This window comes from Streptomyces sp. x-19 (genome assembly GCF_046549115.1).
GTDB classification, from domain to species: domain Bacteria; phylum Actinomycetota; class Actinomycetes; order Streptomycetales; family Streptomycetaceae; genus Streptomyces; species Streptomyces albulus_C.
Genome location: NZ_JAJPWK010000002.1, coordinates 64,330 through 83,493, shown reverse-complemented (window position 1 = coordinate 83,493; position 19,164 = coordinate 64,330). Strand labels below are relative to the sequence as shown.

Annotated in this window: 13 protein-coding genes; 8 read left to right on the top strand and 5 right to left on the bottom strand. The window is 69.9% G+C overall.

All coding sequences use genetic code 11. The features are described from left to right. Positions 1-208 precede the first annotated feature (208 nt). On the bottom strand, positions 209-2,035 hold the full coding sequence (locus ACLJT4_RS04690) for an acyl-CoA dehydrogenase (protein ID WP_411121126.1): 1,827 nt from the start codon (positions 2,033-2,035) through the stop codon (positions 209-211). A gap of 190 nt (positions 2,036-2,225) precedes the next feature. On the opposite strand from ACLJT4_RS04690, the gene ACLJT4_RS04685 reads away from it, so the two are divergent. From ACLJT4_RS04685 to ACLJT4_RS04675, 3 genes are all read left to right on the top strand, one after another. After that, the gene (locus ACLJT4_RS04685; RefSeq protein ID WP_016571781.1) at positions 2,226-2,696 is read left to right on the top strand and encodes an SseB family protein; all 471 of its coding nucleotides are present in this window, start codon (positions 2,226-2,228) and stop codon (positions 2,694-2,696) included. Between the two features lie 176 nt (positions 2,697-2,872). Then, positions 2,873-3,826 carry a pirin family protein gene (locus ACLJT4_RS04680; protein WP_411121125.1) on the top strand — a complete coding sequence of 318 codons (954 nt, stop codon included), beginning with the start codon at positions 2,873-2,875 and terminating at the stop codon, positions 3,824-3,826. A 160-nt stretch (positions 3,827-3,986) separates the two neighbouring features. After that, positions 3,987-5,147 (top strand): AI-2E family transporter, encoded by a 1,161-nt coding sequence (locus ACLJT4_RS04675; protein ID WP_411121124.1) that lies wholly within the window; start codon positions 3,987-3,989, stop codon positions 5,145-5,147. On the opposite strand, the gene ACLJT4_RS04670 is transcribed toward ACLJT4_RS04675, so the two are convergent. After that, positions 5,063-7,249: a SpoIIE family protein phosphatase gene (locus ACLJT4_RS04670; protein WP_411121123.1), complete on the bottom strand. Its 2,187-nt coding sequence runs from the start codon at positions 7,247-7,249 to the stop codon at positions 5,063-5,065. The two genes, ACLJT4_RS04675 and ACLJT4_RS04670, sit on opposite strands and share 85 nt — an antisense overlap. 271 nt (positions 7,250-7,520) lie before the next feature. On the opposite strand from ACLJT4_RS04670, the gene aspS reads away from it, so the two are divergent. Continuing rightward, positions 7,521-9,308: an aspartate--tRNA ligase gene (gene aspS, locus ACLJT4_RS04665; RefSeq protein WP_233657184.1), complete on the top strand. Its 1,788-nt coding sequence runs from the start codon at positions 7,521-7,523 to the stop codon at positions 9,306-9,308. A 156-nt stretch (positions 9,309-9,464) separates the two neighbouring features. Here the strand turns inward: aspS and metG are convergent, their stop codons facing one another. Continuing rightward, a complete protein-coding gene (metG, locus tag ACLJT4_RS04660) occupies positions 9,465-11,180 on the bottom strand; it encodes a methionine--tRNA ligase (protein WP_016571776.1) in 1,716 nt (571 codons plus the stop codon). Between the two features lie 377 nt (positions 11,181-11,557). Beyond that, a complete protein-coding gene (locus ACLJT4_RS04655; protein ID WP_411121121.1) occupies positions 11,558-13,384 on the bottom strand; it encodes a VWA domain-containing protein in 1,827 nt (608 codons plus the stop codon). A gap of 750 nt (positions 13,385-14,134) precedes the next feature. Here ACLJT4_RS04655 and ACLJT4_RS04650 point away from each other — a divergent pair. After that, positions 14,135-15,415 carry an alpha/beta hydrolase gene (locus tag ACLJT4_RS04650; protein WP_016578759.1) on the top strand — a complete coding sequence of 427 codons (1,281 nt, stop codon included), beginning with the start codon at positions 14,135-14,137 and terminating at the stop codon, positions 15,413-15,415. A 176-nt stretch (positions 15,416-15,591) separates the two neighbouring features. Here ACLJT4_RS04650 and ACLJT4_RS04645 read toward each other — a convergent pair whose 3' ends face one another. Next, entirely contained in the window at positions 15,592-16,389 is a 798-nt protein-coding gene (locus ACLJT4_RS04645) for a polysaccharide deacetylase family protein (RefSeq protein WP_411121120.1), read from the bottom strand. 304 nt (positions 16,390-16,693) lie between these two features. On the opposite strand from ACLJT4_RS04645, the gene ACLJT4_RS04640 reads away from it, so the two are divergent. From ACLJT4_RS04640 to ACLJT4_RS04630, 3 genes are read left to right on the top strand one after another with little or no spacing between them, the layout of a single operon-like run. Continuing rightward, positions 16,694-17,425, top strand: coding sequence for an ABC transporter permease (locus ACLJT4_RS04640; protein WP_016578757.1), 732 nt, complete (start codon positions 16,694-16,696; stop codon positions 17,423-17,425). Continuing rightward, positions 17,422-18,096 carry an ABC transporter permease gene (locus tag ACLJT4_RS04635; RefSeq protein WP_037633624.1) on the top strand — a complete coding sequence of 225 codons (675 nt, stop codon included), beginning with the start codon at positions 17,422-17,424 and terminating at the stop codon, positions 18,094-18,096. Before ACLJT4_RS04640 ends, ACLJT4_RS04635 begins: the two co-directional genes overlap by 4 nt. 53 nt (positions 18,097-18,149) lie before the next feature. Then, entirely contained in the window at positions 18,150-19,082 is a 933-nt protein-coding gene (locus tag ACLJT4_RS04630) for an ABC transporter substrate-binding protein (RefSeq protein WP_411121118.1), read from the top strand. The last annotated feature ends 82 nt before the right edge of the window (positions 19,083-19,164 follow it).

The window sequence follows — 19,164 nt, the reverse complement described above, 5'->3', positions numbered from 1 at the left end:
TGAGCGGTTTCCGGGCCACTTGCGGGACAACGGGGCCCACGGGCAACGGTGGGCGTCCTCCGCACCACCCGCCCACACAACGGTGGTGCCCGCCTCCCGGGGGGATGAGAGGCGGGCTCCACCAGTGTGATCAGTGATTCTGAGAGGTTTGTGAGAACCGGGTGACGGTCCGGGAACAGGCCCCGGACCGTCCGGACTCAACGGTGCCTCAGAACGCGGCCTCGTCCAGCTCCATCAGGGACTGGTCGATGGAATCCGCCAGCGTGCGCTGGAGCGTGACGCCCGGCAGGACGTTGTGCGCGAAGAACTTCGCGGCGGCGATCTTGCCGGCGTAGAACGCCTTGTCCTTCGACGACGCGTCGGCCAGCTTCTCGGCGGCCACCGCGGCGCCCTTCAGGAGCAGGTAGCCGATGACGACGTCACCGGAGGCCATCAGCAGGCGGGTGGTGTTGAGACCGACCTTGTAGATGGACTTGACGTCCTGCTCGGTGGCGGCGAGGTCGGTCAGCATGACGCCGACGATCGCCTCCAGCGCCTCGGCGGCCTTGGCCAGCTCGCCGCGGGCCTGCTCCAGCTCGGCGCCGCCCTCGGCGTCGGCCAGGAACGCCTTGATGGTCCCGGCCAGCTGGGTCAGCGCCGCGCCCTGGTTGCGGACGATCTTCCGGAAGAAGAAGTCCTGGCCCTGGATGGCGGTGGTGCCCTCGTAGAGGGTGTCGATCTTGGAGTCCCGGATGTACTGCTCGATCGGGTACTCCTGGAGGTACCCGGAGCCACCGAAGGTCTGCAGCGACTGGGCCAGCTGCTCGTAGGACTTCTCGGAGCCGTAGCCCTTGACGATCGGCAGCAGCAGGTCGTTCAGCGCGTTGGCGGCGGAGACGTCCTCGCCCGCGGCCTCCTTGACCATGATCTCGTCCTGGACCGTGGCGGTGTACAGCACCAGGGCGCGCATGCCCTCGGCGTACGCCTTCTGCGTCATCAGGGAGCGGCGCACGTCGGGGTGGTGGGTGATCGTGACGCGCGGGGCGGACTTGTCGGTGAACGCCGCCAGGTCCGGGCCCTGCACGCGCTCCTTGGCGTACTCCAGGGCGTTGAGGTAGCCGGTGGAGAGGGTGGCTATCGCCTTGGTGCCGACCATCATGCGCGCGAATTCGATGATCCGGAACATCTGGCGGATGCCGTCGTGCTTCTCGCCGATGAGCCAGCCCTTGGCGGGGTGGCGGTCGCCGAAGGTCATCTCGCAGGTGTTGGACGCCTTCAGGCCCATCTTGTGCTCGACGTTGGTGGCGTAGACGCCGTTGCGCTCGCTCAGCTCACCGGTCTCGAAGTCGAACTCGTACTTCGGCACGAGGAAGAGGGACAGGCCCTTGGTGCCGGGGCCGTGGCCCTCGGGGCGGGCGAGGACGTAGTGGAGGATGTTCTCCGCCATGTCGTGCTCACCGGAGGTGATGAAGCGCTTCACGCCCTCGATGTGCCAGGAGCCGTCCTCCTGCTGGACCGCCTTGGTGCGGCCGGCGCCGACGTCCGAGCCCGCGTCGGGCTCGGTCAGCACCATGGTGGAGCCCCAGCCCTTCTCCACGGCGACCTTGGCGATGTGCTTCTGCTGCTCGGTGCCCTCCTCGAAGAGCACGCCGGCGAAGGCCGGGCCGGAGGCGTACATCCACACGGCCGGGTTCGCGCCCAGGATGGTCTCGGCGAAGGCCCACAGGAGCGAGCGCGGCGAGGTGGTGCCGCCGATCTCCTCCGGGATGCCCAGCCGCCACCACTCGGCGTCCATGTACGCCTGGTAGCTCTTCTTGAAGGTGTCCGGCACCGGCGCGGTGTTGGTGTCCGGGTCGAAGACCGGCGGGTTCCGGTCGGCGTCGGCGTAGGAGTCCGCCAGCTCGTTCTCCGACAGGCGGGCGATCTCGGACAGCACGCTCTTTGCGGTGTCGACGTCCATCTCCGCGAACGGTCCGGTGCCGTACACGCTGTCGCGGCCGAACACCTCGAAGAGGTTGAACTCGATGTCGCGGAGATTCGACTTGTAGTGCCCCATGGGTACGGCTCCGTAAGGGTTCGGGAGGGCCTCTGTACGAGGAAGACCTCGACGCGAGGAAGGGACCTCGATACGCAATACCAGCAAGTAGCTACGATGATGCTACCCATCAGTAATAAGAAGCAACCCCTAACGGCCGATCTGTGACGAGCGTCCCCCGCGCGACCCTCGAATCAGTACGCTGTGGCGCATGTACGGCTACGACCAGAACGCGGGTGCCGGGCAGCAGTACGGAGCGCCGCCCCCGCCGCAGCAACCGGCCCCCGGGGGCTACGGCGAGCAGCCGCTGTATCCCGAGCCGTCCCCGCCCTCCCTCGCCGACGCGGTGCGCGCCTTCACCACCGGGTCGATGTCGGCCGAGGACTTCCAGGGCATCTTCTCGACGTCCAAGGTCTACTGCCCGCGCGGTGACAACCCCGGCTTCCTGGCGCTGCACAACACCCAGCAGCCGGTCATCCCGATGTTCACCTCGCTCAAGGAACTGCGCCGGTACGCCGGCAAGGAGTCCAAGTACTTCGTGATCACCGGCGCCGAGGTGCTCGACCTGCTGCCGACCGGCTACGGGTTCGTCCTCGACATGGAGGGCGACCACCGGATGGTCTTCGACGCGAAGGCCGTGGAGCAGATGGTCGACTTCGCCATGCGGCGGATGTACGGCTAGTCGCCGGCGCTCCCCGGATGTCTGACGCCGCCCTTCGGGGCGGCCTTCTTTTGCCCTGCCGCAACTCGCTGACCTGCTGAAACGCCCTGACGCGAGAAGCGGGAATGTCGCACGCCTTGCGGGTTGTTCATCTTTCAACTAACTTGATTGAAGCGCGAACGACCGAGGAGGCCGTCATGCCCGCAGTGACCGTTGAGAATCCGCTGACCCTGCCGAAGGTGGCCGCACCCGCCGGTGCGCGCACCCGACCCGTGCTGACCGTCACCACCGCCCCGAGCGGTTTCGAGGGCGAGGGCTTCCCGGTGCGCCGAGCCTTCGCCGGGATCGCCTACAAGTACCTCGACCCGTTCATCATGATGGACCAGATGGGCGAGGTGGAGTACGCGCCGGGAGAGCCCAAGGGCACCCCGTGGCACCCGCACCGCGGCTTCGAGACCGTGACCTACCTGCTCGACGGCACGTTCGTGCACCGCGACTCGCACGGCGGCGGCGGGGTCATCAATGACGGCGACACCCAGTGGATGACGGCGGGCTCCGGTCTGCTGCACATCGAGGCGCCGCCGGAGTCGCTGGTCATGTCGGGCGGTCTCTTCCACGGCCTCCAGCTGTGGGTGAACCTCCCGAAGAGCGACAAGATGATGGCGCCTCGCTACCAGGACATCGGTGGTGGCAAGGTCAAGCTGCTGACCTCCGCCGACGGCGGTGCGCTGCTGCGGCTGATCGCCGGTGACATCGACGGCCATCAGGGGCCGGGCATCACCCACACTCCGATCACGATGATGCACCTGACGGTGAACCCGGGTGCCGAGGTGACCCTGCCCTGGCGCACGGACTTCAACGGTCTCGCCTACGCCCTGGCCGGCAGCGGCACGGCCGGCGCGGAGGGCCGTCCGTTCCACATGGGCCAATCGGTGGTCTTCGGCGAGGGCGATGCGCTCACGATCCGGGCCGACGAGAGCCAGGAGTCGCGCAGCCCCAACTTCGAGGTGGTGCTGCTGGGTGGGCTGCCGATCCGCGAGCCGATGATGCATTACGGACCGTTCGTCATGAACACCCACGCCGAACTGGCTCAGGCCTTCGAGGACTTCCAGGCCGGCCGGCTGGGGACGATTCCCGCTGACGCGCGCTGAGCGGCCGCCGAAGGTGGGATCGCGGGGGCGGTGTTTCACGTGAAACACCGCCCCCTCACTCGTGTTTCACGTGAAACGCCGCGCTGGCGACCCGTCGTCCGGACGTGAGGTGGCCCTCCAATGTCCGTCAACCGCGGCCCGGCCGTGGTGGACTGTCCGAGTGCGAAACGACTCGGATCAAGACCGGAGTGGTGCCGAGCACGGCCGGCCGCCGCACTCCCCGCCGCTGCTCCCGATCGAGGCCCGCCGAGCCGCCGCCTGGTGCGCGGCCGGGCTCCTGGTGGCGGCGGTGGTGGCCGTCGGCGTCTGGCTCTGCGTCGAGTTGAGCGCGGCGGTCACGCCCGTGCTGCTGGCCCTGCTGGGCAGTGCGCTGCTCGGGCCGTTGTACCGGCGGCTGGTGGCGATGCGCCTCAACCGCTCACTGGCGGCCGGGCTGACCTGTGCCGTGTTGATGGTCGTGGTCGGTGGAGCCGGATACATCGTGGTCAGCGCGCTGGTCGACACCGGGGACCAGATCATCGCCTCGCTCAAGGACGCGGCGAGCGACCTCACCAAGCACTTCGGCGTGGCGGGGAACTCGCTCAGCGACCTCGCCACCAACGCCAAGACGCTGGTGACCAAGTTCGGCAGCAGCGCGGCCTCCGGGCTGCTCGCGGGCGTGAGCATCGTGGGTCAGTTCATCGCCGCCGCGGTGCTGGCCCTGCTGCTGACCTTCTTCTTCCTGCGCGACTCCGACAAGGCGGTCCGCGCGCTGCACGACTGGGCGCCGGGCGACTCGGCGCCGCGGGTGGAGGGGATGGCCCGCAGGGGCTTCCAGTCCATCGAGGGGTTCATGCGCGGCACCACCTTCATCGCGCTGATCGACGCCATCTGCATCACCGTCGGCCTGCTGATCCTGGACGTTCCCGGTGCGCTCGGCCTGGGCGCGCTGGTCTTCGTCGGCGCCTACATCCCCTACCTCGGCGCCTTCATCTCCGGCGCGGTGGCGATCCTGGTGGCGTTCGCGGACCGCGGCTTGGTGATCGCGCTCTGGGCACTCGGCGTCGTGCTCGCCGTCCAGGTGCTGGAGGGCCATGTGCTCCAGCCGATGATCCAGAGCCGCACGGTGCAGATGCACCCGGCCGTCGTCATGCTGGCGATCACCGCGGGTGCGAGCGTCGCCGGGATCCTGGGCATGCTGCTGTCGGTGCCGCTGACGGCGGCCGTCTCCGGCGTCCTGCACGAACTGCGCAAGCACTACGCGGCGGGCTCGGCCACGGACTCCTCGGGGCCGGACGACACCGGACCCGACGGCTCCGCCAGCGTCCCGGCGTCCTCGTAGAGCTCGAACCACGTCGACTTGCCGTCCCCGCGCGGGTCCACTCCCCACGCCCCGGCGAGCAGCTCCAACAGCACCAGGCCGCGCCCCGAGGAGGCCAGCTCACCGGGGCGGCGGCGGTGCGGCAACTCGTCGCTGGCGTCCGCGACGTCCACCCGCAGGCGCCGGGTGCCGTGCTCACCGGAGACCTCGGCCACCAGCAACGCGTCCCCGTCGGTGTGCATCAGCACGTTGGTGACGATCTCGGAGACCAGCAGCACCGCGGAGTCGACCTGGTCCGGGTCGTGCCAGTCGTGCAGCACGTCGCGCATCTGGCGGCGCGCCGCGGCGATCCGCTCCGGCTCCGCTTGGGCGACCGAGAACACCGTGCGCCGCCCGGGCCGCTGGGCGAGCCGGTCCCCGGCGTCCAGGCCGCAGCTGGCACCCTCGCGGGAGAGCAACAGCAGGGCGATGTCGTCCTCGCGACGGTCCACCAACGGACCGGTGGTGTGGTGCGACGACGGGCCGTGCACCGCCTGGACCAGACCGTCGGCCAGCCGTTCCAGGCTCTCCGCGACCCCCTCGTCGGTGCCGGCGCGGTGCCCCTCGAAGACGTCGCGCAGCCGCCCCCAGCCGGTTTCCAGGTCGTGTCCGCCGGTCTCGATCAGTCCGTCGGTGCAGACCAGCATGGTCTCGCCGGGCTCCAGCACGATCCTGGTGGTGGGGTAGTCGCCGTCCGGGTCGATGCCCAGCGGCAGCCCGCCGGACGTGGGCCGCAGCATCACCGTGCCGTCGGCCATCCGGATCGCCGGATCGGGGTGGCCGGCCCGCGCCACGTCCAGCAACCCGGTGGCCGGGTCCACCTCGACGTACAGACAGGTCGCGAACCGCTGGTCCTCGCCGTGTCCGCGGAACTCGGTCTCGTTGATCCCGGCGAGGAAGCGGGAGGCGCGGGAGAGCACCGCGTCCGGGTGGTGGCCCTCGGAGGCGTAGGCGCGCAGCGCGATCCGTAGCTGCCCCATCAGCCCTGCGGCCCGCACGTCGTGTCCCTGGACGTCGCCGATGACCAGCGCGATCCGCCCGGACGGCAGCGGGATCATGTCGTACCAGTCGCCGCCGACCTCCAGGCCCCCGCCGGTCGGTACGTAACGGGCCGCGACCGCCATCTCCGGGATGTCCGGCTGCACCGTGGGCATCATGCTGCGCTGCAACCCCACGGCCAGCTCGTGCTGCGACTCCTGCACGCCGGCCCTGGCCAGTGCCTGCGCGAGCATCCGTGCGACGGTGGTCAGCACGGAGCGCTCGTCCGGCGTGAAGGCGACCGGCTGCGCGAACCCGGCCTTCCAGGCGCCGATCGTCCGGCCCGCGTTGACCAACGGGAGGTACGCCCAGGACCGGTGGTCGAAGGGGGCGGCCAACGGCCAGGTGATGGGGTAGCGGCGCTGGTAGTCCTCCGGGGTGGGGAGGTAGATGGCCCGGCCGGTCCGCACGACCTCGGCGGCCGGGTAGTCGGTCTCCAACATCATCTCGGAGAACGGCAGCTCGTCGTCGGGGAGCTGCCCGTGGTGACCGATCACCGAGAGCCGGTCGCCCTGGATGCCGAAGACCGCCAGGGCGTCCGGCATGAACCCCGGCATGGAGAGCCCGGCCGCGACCCGCAGCACCTCCGCGGTGGACCGTGCCTCAGCCAGGGCCCGGCCCGCGTCCAGCAGGAACGCCTCGCGCGAACGGCGCCAGTCGCCGGTCACCGGGGTCCGGGCGGCCGAGGTGCCGGGCTGCGGTTCGGGCACCTCCTGGAGGGTGCCGACCAGTTCGAAGTCGCCGTCGACGATCTGGGGCCGCGAGCGGGAACGGACGGTGCGCAGCACTTCCCCGCGCTCGTCCACGATGCGCAGCCGTGCCTCGGCGAGGGTTCCCTCGGATACCGCCAGCTGGACGACGCCGTTGATCTCGGCGAAGTCGACGGGATGAAAACGGGAGCGCACGGCCGCCTCGGTGACTTCGACCGGCTCGGCGGGAAGGCCCAGCAGCCGGGCCGCTTCGGCATCGAGGGTCACCCGGCCGGATGCGTTGTCCCAGCGCCACAGGCCGGTCGCGAGGACGGCCAGGAGCTCCTTGGTGCGCATTGCATCACTTTAGGCGGATTTGACGTGGCCCGACCAGCGAGCCGGGCGTGACCATCGTCGCAGCCCGGGGGCCCGGTTTCCCGCAGGGGGAACGCTGATGGGTATATGTCAACCAGGCCGCTTGGGGCGGGCGGTAACCTGGAGCGGTTATGCCACTCCTGGGGTGGTCTTTCGGGTGATCCACAAGGCGATCGATCGGGCGCGCCAGCCTGGTGCCTCCCCTTCCCGCCCGTCAGCTCCCCACCTCGACTCGCGACGACTTGGATGAGCGATGCATCGGTACCGGTCCCATAACTGCGGCGAGCTCCGAGCCGCGGACGTCGACACCGACGTCCGTCTCAGCGGCTGGCTGCACAATCGACGTGACCTGGGCGGCATCCTCTTCATCGATCTGCGTGACCACTACGGTCTCGTGCAGCTCGTCGCCCGCCCCGGCACCCCGGCCAACGAGGTCCTCGGTTCGCTGACCAAGGAGACCGTCGTCCGCATCGACGGCAAGGTCAGCGCCCGTGGCGCCGACAACGTCAACCCCGACCTGCCGACCGGTGAGGTCGAGATCGAGGTCACCGAGGTCGAGGTGCTCGGCGCCGCCGAGCAGATCCCGTTCACGATCAACGCCGAGGACGGGGTCAACGAGGAGAAGCGCCTCGAGTACCGCTTCCTCGACCTGCGTCGCGAGCGCATGCACCGCAACATCATGCTGCGCACGGCCGTGATCTCCGCGATCCGGCACAAGATGGTGGCGCTCGGCTTCAACGAGATGGCGACCCCGATCCTGTCCGCGACCTCCCCCGAGGGCGCCCGCGACTTCCTGGTCCCGTCCCGTCTGCACGCCGGCAGGTTCTACGCGCTGCCGCAGGCCCCGCAGCAGTTCAAGCAGCTGCTGATGATCGCCGGCTTCGACCGCTACTTCCAGATCGCGCCCTGCTTCCGCGACGAGGACGCCCGCGCGGACCGCTCGCCGGGCGAGTTCTACCAGCTCGACGTCGAGATGAGCTTCGTCGAGCAGGAGGACGTCTTCCAGCCGATCGAGCAGCTGATGACCGAGCTCTTCACCGAGTTCGGCAACGGCCGCACGGTCACCTCGCCCTTCCCGCGCATCCCGTTCCGCGAGGCGATGCTCAAGTACGGCTCCGACAAGCCGGACCTGCGCGCCGAGTTGGAGCTGGTGGACGTCTCCGACGTCTTCGCGAACTCGGGCTTCAAGGCGTTCGCCGGCAAGCACGTCCGCGCGCTGGCCGTGCCGGACACCGCCGAGCAGCCGCGGAAGTTCTTCGACCAGCTGGGCGACTTCGCCGTCACGCAGGGCGCCAAGGGCCTGGCCTGGATCCGCGTCGGCGAGGGCAACGCGCTCAATGGCCCGATCGCCAAGTTCCTCACCGACGACGACGTCAAGGCGCTGGTCGCGGCCCTCGACCTCAAGCCCGGTCACGCCGTCTTCTTCGGTGCCGGCGAGTTCGAAGAGGTCTCCAAGATCATGGGCGCCGTCCGCGTCGAGGCCGCCAAGCGCGCCGGCCACTTCGTCGAGGGCGAGTTCCGCTTCTGCTGGATCGTCGACTTCCCGATGTTCGAGCGCGACGCGGACACCGGCAAGATCGAGTTCTCCCACAACCCGTTCTCCATGCCGCAGGGCGGCCTGGAGGCGCTGGAGACCAAGGACCCGCTGGACATCCTCGCCTGGCAGTACGACATCGTCTGCAACGGCACCGAGCTCTCCTCCGGCGCGATCCGGAACCACGAGCCGGAGGTCATGTACAAGGCGTTCGCGATCGCCGGGTACGACAAGGAGACCGTGGAGGCCGAGTTCGGCGGCATGCTCCGCGCCTTCAAGTTCGGCGCCCCGCCGCACGGTGGCATCGCCCCGGGCGTCGACCGGATCGTCATGCTGCTCGCCGACGAGCCGAACATCCGCGAGACGATCGCCTTCCCGCTCAACGGCAACGCCCAGGACCTCCTGATGGGCGCCCCGTCCGAGGTCGACGAGGCCCGCCTCAAGGAGCTGCACCTGAGCATCCGGACCGGCCCGGCGAAGCCCACGCCGTACAAGCCGACCAAGTAAGCAGCACCGGACGAGGGCCCGGGACCGCCACCGCGGTCCCGGGCCCTCGCGCATCCCGCGGCACCTGCGCGCGGGGCCCGCACGGACGACGGCGCCCCTGGACCGGATCGGTCCAGGGGCGCCGTCGTACTTCCCGTCAGATGCGGGCGTCGGGCCTCAGCCCTCGTCGCCGCCGAACCGCTCCCGGTACGCGGCCAGATCATCCTCGGTGATCTTCGCGAAGAGCACCGGCGGCACGGTGAAGGACGTCCCGGCGGGCACGAACGCCAGCGCCTTCGCCTCCTCCTGCGACACCCAGGTAGCGGTGTCGCCCTCCAGCGCGAACGCACCGCGCATGGCCTTCGCCGACGCCGGGATGAACGGCTCGGAGACCACCGCGTAGAGGTGGATGAGGTTCATCGCGGTCCGCAGCGTCAGCGCCGCCGCGTCCTTGTCCGTCTTGATCTCCAGCCACGGGGCCTTCTCCTCCAGGTAGGAGTTGCCCGCGCTCCACAGCGCCCGCAGCGAGGCCGTCGCCTTGCGGAACTGGAGCGCCTCCATGTGGCCCTCGTACTCCGCGAGCAGCCCGGCGATCTCCTCGCCCAGCTTCTGCTCGGCGGCACCGGCCTCGGCACCGGCCGGCACGTCGTCACCGAACCGCTTCCGCGAGAACGAGAGCACGCGGTTGACGAAGTTGCCGAGAGTGTCGGCCAGATCCTTGTTGACCGAGGAGGAGAACAGCTCCCAGGTGAAGGACGTGTCGTCCGACTCCGGGGCGTGCGCCATCAGGAAGTAGCGCCAGTAGTCGGCCGGCAGCAGTTCCAGCGCCGCGTCGGTGAAGATGCCGCGCTGCTGCGACGTGGAGAACTTCCCGCCGTAGTAGTTGAGCCAGTTGAACGCCTTGAGGAAGTCCACCCGCTTCCACGGCTCGCGGGTGCCCAGCTGCGTCGCCGGGAACATCACGCTGTGGAACGGCACGTTGTCCTTGGCCATGAACTCCGTGTAGCGCACGTCGTCGGCCTCGTACCACCACGACTTCCAGTCGCGCTCCTCCGGCGCCTGGTCCGCCCACTCCTTCGTCGAGCCGATGTACTCGATCGGGGCGTCGAACCAGACGTAGAAGACCTTGCCCTCGGCGGCCAGCTCGGGCCACACGTCGGCCGGCACCGGCACGCCCCAGTCCAGGTCACGGGTGATCGCCCGGTCCTGGAGGCCCTCGGTCAGCCACTTGTGGGCGATGGACGACGCCAGGGTCGGCCATTCCTTGCTGCCGTTGCCGGCCAGCCAGCCCTCGACCTCGACCTGGAGCTTGGACTGGAGGAGGAAGAGGTGCGTGGTCTCGCGGACCTCCAGGTCACCGCTGCCGCTGATCGCCGAGCGGGCGTCGATCAGGTCCGTCGGGTCCAGGACCCGGGTGCAGTTCTCGCACTGGTCGCCGCGCGCCTTGTCGTAGCCGCAGTGCGGGCAGGTGCCGACGATGTAGCGGTCCGGCAGGAAGCGGCCGTCGGCGTTCGAGTAGACCTGGCGGATGGCCCGCTGCTCGATGAAGCCGTTCTCGTGCAGCTTGCGTGCGAAGTGCTGGGTCAGCTCGACGTTCTCCTGCGAGGAGCTCCGGCCGAAGTGGTCGAACTCCAAGCCGAAGCCGTCGTAGATCGCCTTCTGCTTGTCGTGCTGCTCGGCGCAGAACGCGGCGACGGACTGCCCTGCGTCCTTCGCGGCCAGCTCGGCGGGCGTGCCGTGCTCGTCGGTCGCGCAGATGTAGAGGACGTCGTGCCCGCGCTGTCGCAGGTAGCGGGAGTACACATCGGCCGGGAGCATGGACCCCACCATGTTGCCCAGGTGCTTGATCCCGTTGATGTACGGAAGGGCGCTGGTGATGAGGTGTCGAGCCATTGCCGGCTGCTCCCAAGTCGCTACGGTGAGTGATGATTTGCTTTACGCAACGTCAATATCGTACTGGACGGGGTGGAGGTCCCCGCCCGAGTATTTTCGGGCCTGGAGGAGGTCGCCGGGCGGCGGCTCGCCCCGTCCGTTTCACGTGAAACGGGCCCGCCCCTTCCCGTCCATCATCACGCACCCGCCGTGCGCCCCTCCGTCTCGTTTCACGTGAAACACAGTGGAAGGGGGCCGTTTCACGTGAAACCTTCCCCGCGCGCTGAGGGCGGCCGGGAGAGGCGGGCGCGAGGCCGGACGGCGGCGTGGAAAGGAAACAGGCCGCGGCAGGACCCGGTCGGGGCCTGCCGCGGCCTGAGTGGCGCGGGTGCCGAGCGTCAGCTGTCCTTGAGGACCTTGGCGGCGCGGGCCTCGGTGAGCCACTCGGGGAACTCGACCATCAGCTGCTGGTAGAACGCGTCGTGGGAGAGGCTGCGCGGGTCGCGCCCGGCGTGGAAGAAGCCGGCGTTGTCGACGGCTCGCTTCGCCGGGACGGTCAGGTCGTCGAGCTTCCGGAGGAAGTCGAAGCCCTTGGCCTCCGGATCGCCGAAGCCGATGAACTGCCAGAAGATGGGCAGTCCGGCCGCTTCGCACAGGGCCCGCTCGGCGGCGGGCTTGGAGGTCGGCGCACCGTCGGTCTGGAAGATGACGAAGGCGGGGTGGCTGGAGCCCGACTTCTTGTAGTGCGCGACGACGGCCTCGATGGCCCAGTGGTAGTTGGTCCGCCCCATGTGGCCGAGGCCGGAGTGCAGTTCCTCGATGCGGCCCGCGTAGTTGGTCAGGTCCAGGTCGGCGGAGCCGTCGACGTCGGTGGAGAAGAAGACGACCGGGACGGTGGCCTCGTCGTCGAGGTGCGCGGAGAGCCCGAGGGCCTGCTCGGCGAGGTGCTGGACCGTGCCGTCCTTGTAGTAGTTGCGCATCGAGCCGGAGCGGTCGAGGACCAGGTAGACGGTGGCGCGCTGGGTGGTGAGCTGGTGCTTCTCCAGAGTGGCGCGCGCGGCCTCGTAGAGGGGGAGGAGGTCGGGGGCGACCGTGGCGACGGAGTCGACCGTGGCAGCCACGGGAGACGCCGGCTCGGCCTCGGTGGCTTCGGCGGGAGCGGTGCTCCGTGCGGCTTCAGCGGGCTGCGCCGGCCATGCGGTCTCCGTGGCGGTCTCCGTGGAGACGGCGGCCGGTGCCGGCGTGGCGGCCAGGGACTCGGCAGGCGCCGGCTCGTCGACGGCCTGGATGGTCGCCTCCGTGGTCGCCTCTGCCTCTACTGCCGGTTCGTTGGCCGCAGTTGCCTCTGTGTCCGCCTCGACGGTCGCCTTGGGTGCCGCTTCGGGGGCCTCCTCAGGAGCCTTGGTGACCTCGGCCGTCGACGCGCCCGCGGCCTCTTCCGTGGCTTCCCCGGCTGCCGTGTCGGCGTCGGCGGCCGGCTGCGCCGCTGCTTCGACGTCGGCCTCGGCCTTCTCCGCCTTCTCCGACGGCTCGGCAGTCTCGACCTTCTCAGTCTTCTCGGCCTTCTCGACCGGCGCCGGCTGCTCGTCCGGCTCCGTCGCGGGGGCGTCGGCCGTCGTGGTCGGTGCGGTGGAGGGAGCGGGGCCGTCGAACGCCTGGCTGACCAGGTCGGCGGCGCTGTCGGTGTCCGCGGCAGCCGCGGTGGATGCCGCTTCTTCTGCCGTTTGTTCTGCCTCGTGCGTGTTCTCGTGCGTCGCCGCGCGCTGTTCCACGACCTTCACCGTGCCCGCGTCGGCGGCCGCGTCGGTTTCCTTGGGCCGGGCCGGCTCCGTCGTCTCGACAACGGCCACCGGCTCGTCCGTCGCGTCGGTCGTGGCCTTCTCGGCGGTCGACTCGTCGCGGTTCGGGGTCTCGTCCTGCGTCGGCTCCGCCTTCGTGGGGGGCTCCGGCGCGCGCTCGACCGGGCCGCTCTGGGCGGGCAGCGAGGCCGTGACCGGGGCGGGTGCCGGCCCGGAGGTTTCGCCGGGCGCCGTACGGGCGGCCGGGACCTCGACCTCGGGGGGCGTGGTGGTGGTCGGGGTGGCCGGAGCGGGGGTGGATTCCTCGCGGGCCTCCGGGATCGTTGCCGACTCGGGCTGGTCGGCATTGTTCCGGGCCGCGCCGGATCCGTCACGGGTCGCCTTGGAACGACCGAAAGCGTTGCGCAGCAGACTTCGAATGCCCATCGGCTGACCTCTCTTGCGTGTGGTGGGTGCGGCGAATGTCCGTGAAGCGCGGACATGTCCCTGACCAGGACGGATACGTAAGGGTAGCGGTCTGCACCGACTTGATCGCGGGAACCCGCGGCTCGGTTGCTGGGCCATACGGGGGTGTTGGGCGGGGCGAGGGTTTCGGTCGGCGCGGCGTCGGGCCGGAAAGCGCATGTCGGGCCACGCGAATAGGGCGCGCGCTCTTCGAGGGAAAGCCCGATTGATCGTTTTCAAAGGGGCGTTCCTGTCGCTCGTATGGCGGCTCTTGACCGCATTCGTGGTGCAGAAGTTACGTATGAGCTGCCCAATGTGACGGATGGCGAAATTGTCGACGGACTGTCACGGGGGTTCCGGGCGGAGCGGTGGATGCCTCAACTGCTCCGATGCAAGGGCAAGTTCAGGTGGGGGTGATGGAGGGTCGCCGGATATCGGTGTCGTCAGTCCCGAAGAGGGTGTTTTGTCGCCAGCTGTTCACCCGTGCTTCGTTTCACGTGAAACATGAGCGTGGTGCGGTCAGTTGTCACGGATCTTGCGGCCTCGCTTGCGCACATCACGTGGGGGAAACGAACAGGCAAGAGCTCGGTAAGAAGTAAGTCGCGCAGGTATCCGATTCGCGGATGCGTCCGTCTTCTCCGGTGACCATTGTCCTGAGCCGCCCGTTGTGCCTCGGGGGGCGGCCGGTGAGAAGGCAAGAACCCTTTCGAGGGTGACGGGAGATGTGGGCGCATGGGGCTGACCAGTCAGTCGCTCGAAATCACAGTGATCGTGCTGGCGGTGGTCTGTGTTGCCGCGACGGTGTGGCTCTGGCCCCGACTGTCGCGGAACGGGTGGCGTCACGTGTTGGGGAGGCTGGGGGCCATCGTGGTCACCCAGGTGTCGATCGTGGCAGCGCTCGCCCTCGCCGTGAACACGAACTTCGAGTTCTACGGCAACTGGGACGAGCTGCTGGGCAACAACGATCAGGCACCGGCCTCGGTGAGCCAGGGGGACGGGCAGTACGCCACGGTCGGCAACATCAAGGGCGGACTGATCCAGCCCGCCGGCCCCCAGGGGCTCGACCGGGTGACCGGACTGCCGAAGGGCCCGGCCGACAAGGTGGGCAAGGTCGAGTCGGTGCGGATCATCGGCCGCCGCACCCGGGCCATCAACCCGGGCTTCGTCTATCTGCCGCCGCAGTACTTCCAGCAGCAGTTCCACCGACAGCGGTTCCCCGTCATGGTCGTCATCAGCGGCTACCCCGGCGGGATCATGAACCTCGCGCAGCACCTGCAGATCCCGCAGAACGCCGGTCGGCTGATCGCGCAGGGCAAGATGCAGCCGACCGTGATCGTGATGGTGCGGCCGACCATCGCGCCGCCGCGCGACACCGAGTGCGTGGATGTGCCGGGCGGCCCGCAGGCCGAGACGTTCTTCACCAAGGACCTGCCGGACGCCATGAAGTCGGCCTACCGGGTGGGCCACGACCCCAGTGCCTGGGGTGCGTTCGGATACTCGTCCGGTGGCACCTGCTCGCTCCAGCTGGCGATGCGCAACCCGCAGGCGTACACCTCCGCGGTCTCGCTCTCCGGTGACTACGCGATCAAGGACGACCTGACCACCGGCAGCCTCTTCGGCCCCGGTCCGACCGGCGCCCAGCGTCAGCACGAGCACGATCTGCTGTGGCGGTTGCAGCACCTGCCCGCGCCGCAGGTCTCCGCGCTGGTGGCCAGCAGCCGCCAGGGCGAGTCGGACTACGGCGACACCATGAAGTTCATCCACGCGGTGAAGGCGCCGATGCGGGTCGACTCGATCATCCTGCCCCGAGGCAGCCACCAGTTCGGGACCTGGCGCAGGGAGGTCGTGCCGGCCCTGGAGTGGCAGAGCCAGCAGCTGACGTTCCCGCAGGACACCGAGCCGAACGCGCCGCAGAAGCCGGCACCGGGCGGGGAGAAGGGCGCCGCCAAGGGGCAGGCGCCGGCCGACGACCGGTCCCACAAGCGGGTGGAGGCGGAGCGCCCACAGGGCTGACACGACCGCCGGCAGGGCGGTGACGTGTGCGAAGGGGGCGCCGGACAGGGTCCGGCGCCCCCTTCGTCATGCGGTCGCTCCCCCCGGGTGAGGACGTCGCTCCCGTCTCCAACCGCACCGTCCGGGACGCGGGGCCCCGCCCCAACGGGACCTCGGCGCGTCCCGACGGGCCCGGTTCACGGCCGGTAGACCATCCCCGGTTCCGGCTTCGCCGGGGAGAGCAGCTGCGACACGGTGACGACCGTGTAGCCGCGCTTCTTGAGCTCCTTGAGGATGCCGGGGACGGCCGGCACGGTGCCCTTGTAGATGTCGTGCAGCAGGATGATGCCGTCGCGCTTGGTCTGGTCGAGCACCCGCTTGGTGATCAGGTCCGAGTCGGTGGTCTGGTAGTCCTTCGCGGTCACGCTCCACAGGACCTGCGCCAGGCCGAGCTCCTTGCTGATCTTGGAGACCTCTTCGTCGGTCCGGCCTTGCGGCGGGCGCATCAGCGTGGGCGTCTTGCCCGTGATCTTGCGGACGTCCTCCTGGACCCTGGACAGTTCGCGCTTGGCCTCGTCCGGCTTGATCTCCGTGAGGATCTTGTGGGACCAGGTGTGGTTGGCCAGCTCGTGGCCCTCGGTGTCGATCCGCTTCACCTCGGCGGGGCGCTCGGCGATGTGGTTCTTGCCGAGCATGAAGAACGTGGCGTGGGCCTTGTTCTCCTTGAGGATGTCCAGCAGCCGGTTGGTGTTCTCGCTCGGGCCCGCGTCGAAGGTCAGTGCCACGCACTTGGCCTTGTTGCAGTCGACGGCACCGTCACCGGCTCCGGCCTTCGCGTCCTGGGCCTTGGTGTCGCTCGCCGCGGCGTCGGCTCGGGCGTCGGCCGGCGCGGTGACGTCGTACGAGGCGCAGCCGCTGAGGGCCAGGGCCAGGGAGGCGGCCGTCAGCAGCCCGAGTACGGACGAGCGGCGGGTCGCGGATATCTGCTTCGGCATTGCGGTGTCTTTCCTGGAGTCGTTCGCCGGTGAGCCGGCGGCTGTGGAGTTCTCGGCCGTCTTCCTCGGATCCCTGCGCCCACGGGCGGTGCCCGGAGCGTCCGCGTCCCGGTCTCCGGGCATGGCGAAGCGGACGCGAACGGGCCGTGGCCCGGCGCGCCGATCGCCTTCCGAACGGACTCCCAGGACTATACATAGGGGGTACACACCATGTGTATAGAGGGGGTGTGGTGTGGCGCTGGCAACAGCCCGATCGGACGCACCCCGCGCGACACCCCCACCGCACCCGCGGTGAACTGCTGCTGTGACCGCCCCGCCGGACGACTGCCTGGCCCGCAACGACTGGATCTGCGGCGACTACCTGAGCACCCGCCGCCAGATCCTGCTCGACGCGGTCGGCCAGCACGTGCAGTTGACCGTGGTCTCGGTGGGCCTCGGGCTGGTGATCGCCGTCCCGCTGGCGCTGCTGGCCCGCCGTCGACGGTGGACGGTCGGGCCGGTCCTCGGCATCACCACCGTGCTCTACACGATCCCGTCGTTGGCGATGTTCTCGCTGCTGCTGCCGGTCTACGGCCTCTCCGCCACCCTCGTCGTGGTCGGCCTGGCGCTCTACTCCCTCACCCTGCTGGTCCGGAACATCCTCGCGGGCCTCGACGGCGTGCCGGCCGGTGCCACGGAGGCCGCCCGGGGCATGGGGTACGGGCCGATGCGGCAGTTGCTGACGGTGGAACTGCCGCTTGCGGTGCCCGCCGCGATGGCCGGTCTGCGCATCGCCACGGTCTCCGCGGTCGCCCTGACCACCGTCGGCGCGATCGTCGGGTACGGCGGGTTGGGCAACCTCATCTACGCCGGCATGAACTCCTACTTCAAGGCGCAGGTGCTGACCGCGTCCGTGCTCTGCGTGCTCATCGCGGTCGCCTTCGACCTGCTGCTGCTCGGCCTGGAACGCCTGCTCACTCCGTGGCGGCGGGCCGGCCGCAGCCCGCGACCGGCCCGCGGGCGACGGCCGCTCACCGCCTCCGGACGGCGGGCGTGAGCACCCCCGCCGCCGTCTGGTCCTGGCTGACCACCGCTGCCAACTGGTCGGGCGAGAACGGCATCGGGCACCGGCTCGCCCAGCACGCCGTGCTCACCTTCGCCTGCCTCGTCCTCAGTGCCCTCATCGCCCTGCCGATCGCGCTGACGCTGGGCCATCTCGGCCGCGGTGGCGCCCTCGCGGTCAACCTCGCCAACGTCGGCCGTGCGGTGCCGACCTTCGCGGTCCTCGTCCTGCTCCTGCTGACCCCGATCGGGCGGCACGGGCAGTGGCCGACGGTCATCGCGCTCGTGCTGTTCGCCGTGCCGCCGCTGCTGACCAATGCCTACGTCGGGATGCGCGAGGTGGACCAGGACGTGGTCAGGGCCGCCCGGGGCATGGGGATGACCGGGATGCAGCTGGTGTGGCGGGTGGAGGCGCCGCTCGCCCTGCCGCTGGTGTTGACCGGGGTGCGGATCGCCGCCGTGCAGCTCGTCGCCACCGCCACGCTGGCCGCCCTGGTGGGCGGCGGCGGACTCGGCCGCATCATCACCGCCGGCTTCAATCTGGCCAGTACCCCGCAGGTGGTGGCCGGCGCGGTGGTGGTCGCGGTGTTCGCGTTGTTGATGGAGGCCGTGTTCGAGCTGGTCCAGCGGTTCGCCCCGGCGAGGGCGCGCGGGCGGACCCGGTGAGGGCGCGGCGTGCGAGCTCGGCCCTGCTCCGCCCGGTCCGGGGCGCGCTCGGTGTGTCGAGCGCCCTGGCCGTCCTGTGCGGGCTGGTCTCCTGCGCCGGTGGGCCGTCGCTGGAACACCGGGGCGCGATCACCGCCCCGCCCGGCGACAGCCGCGATCTCGCCATCGGCTCGGCCGGTTTCACCGAGAGCGAGTTGCTGGCCCAGATGTACGCGGCGCTGCTCGGCCACGCGGGCTACCGCACCCACGTCCTCACCGTCGGCAACCGCGAGCTGTACGAACCCGCGCTGGAGGCCGGCCAGATCGACGTCGTCCCGGAGTACGCCGCCACCTTCGCGGACTGGCTCAACGCCAAGAAGTACGGCCCCGAGGCAGCCCCCGTCGCCTCCCCCGACCTGGACCGCACCATGACCGCCCTGCGTCGCCTCGCCGCCCCGCGTGGTCTGACGGTCCTCCCGGCGGGCCGGGCCGTCGACCAGAACGCCTTCGCGGTGCGTGCCGCCTACGCCGCCGAGCACCGCCTGCGCACCCTCAGCGACCTGGGCCGCGCCAAGCTGCCGGTACGGCTGGCGGCGGGTGACGAGTGCGTCCAACGGCCGTTCTGCGCACCGGGCCTCCGGAAGACGTACGGCATCGACATCACCGCCGTGGACCCCAAGGGCGTCGGCACCACGCCCGCGAAACAAGCGGTGCAGAACGGCCAGGACCAGATGGTGCTGACGACCAGCACGGACGCCACCCTCGACCAGTTCGGTCTCGTCGTCCTCGCCGACGACCGGAAACTCCAGAACGCCGACTACGTCGTCCCCGTCGTCAACCGCGCCCGGGCCGGCAGCGCCCGCCCGGCCGCCGCTCTGAACCGCCTCAATCACGTGCTGACCACCGAAGACCTGGCCCACCTCAACGAGCAGGTCGACAGCTGGCGTCGGCTGGCCGCCGACGTGGCGCACAACTACCTGGTGTCGAAGGGTCTGTTGAAGGACTGACCGGGGCGTGGTGTTTCACGTGAAACACCCACCCGGGCCGTCGCTCCCGGTGGGCGTTTCACGTGAAACACCACGCCCCGGC

Coding starts and splice junctions, on each gene's coding strand:
- ACLJT4_RS04650 (WP_016578759.1), top strand. CDS start 14,135: ATGGGGCTGACCAGTCAGTCGCTCGAAATCACAGTGATCGTGCTGGCG.
- ACLJT4_RS04670 (WP_411121123.1), bottom strand. CDS start 7,249: ATGCGCACCAAGGAGCTCCTGGCCGTCCTCGCGACCGGCCTGTGGCGC.
- ACLJT4_RS04685 (WP_016571781.1), top strand. CDS start 2,226: ATGTACGGCTACGACCAGAACGCGGGTGCCGGGCAGCAGTACGGAGCG.
- ACLJT4_RS04645 (WP_411121120.1), bottom strand. CDS start 16,389: ATGCCGAAGCAGATATCCGCGACCCGCCGCTCGTCCGTACTCGGGCTG.
- aspS (WP_233657184.1), top strand. CDS start 7,521: ATGCATCGGTACCGGTCCCATAACTGCGGCGAGCTCCGAGCCGCGGAC.
- ACLJT4_RS04690 (WP_411121126.1), bottom strand. CDS start 2,035: ATGGGGCACTACAAGTCGAATCTCCGCGACATCGAGTTCAACCTCTTC.
- ACLJT4_RS04680 (WP_411121125.1), top strand. CDS start 2,873: ATGCCCGCAGTGACCGTTGAGAATCCGCTGACCCTGCCGAAGGTGGCC.
- ACLJT4_RS04655 (WP_411121121.1), bottom strand. CDS start 13,384: ATGGGCATTCGAAGTCTGCTGCGCAACGCTTTCGGTCGTTCCAAGGCG.
- metG (WP_016571776.1), bottom strand. CDS start 11,180: ATGGCTCGACACCTCATCACCAGCGCCCTTCCGTACATCAACGGGATC.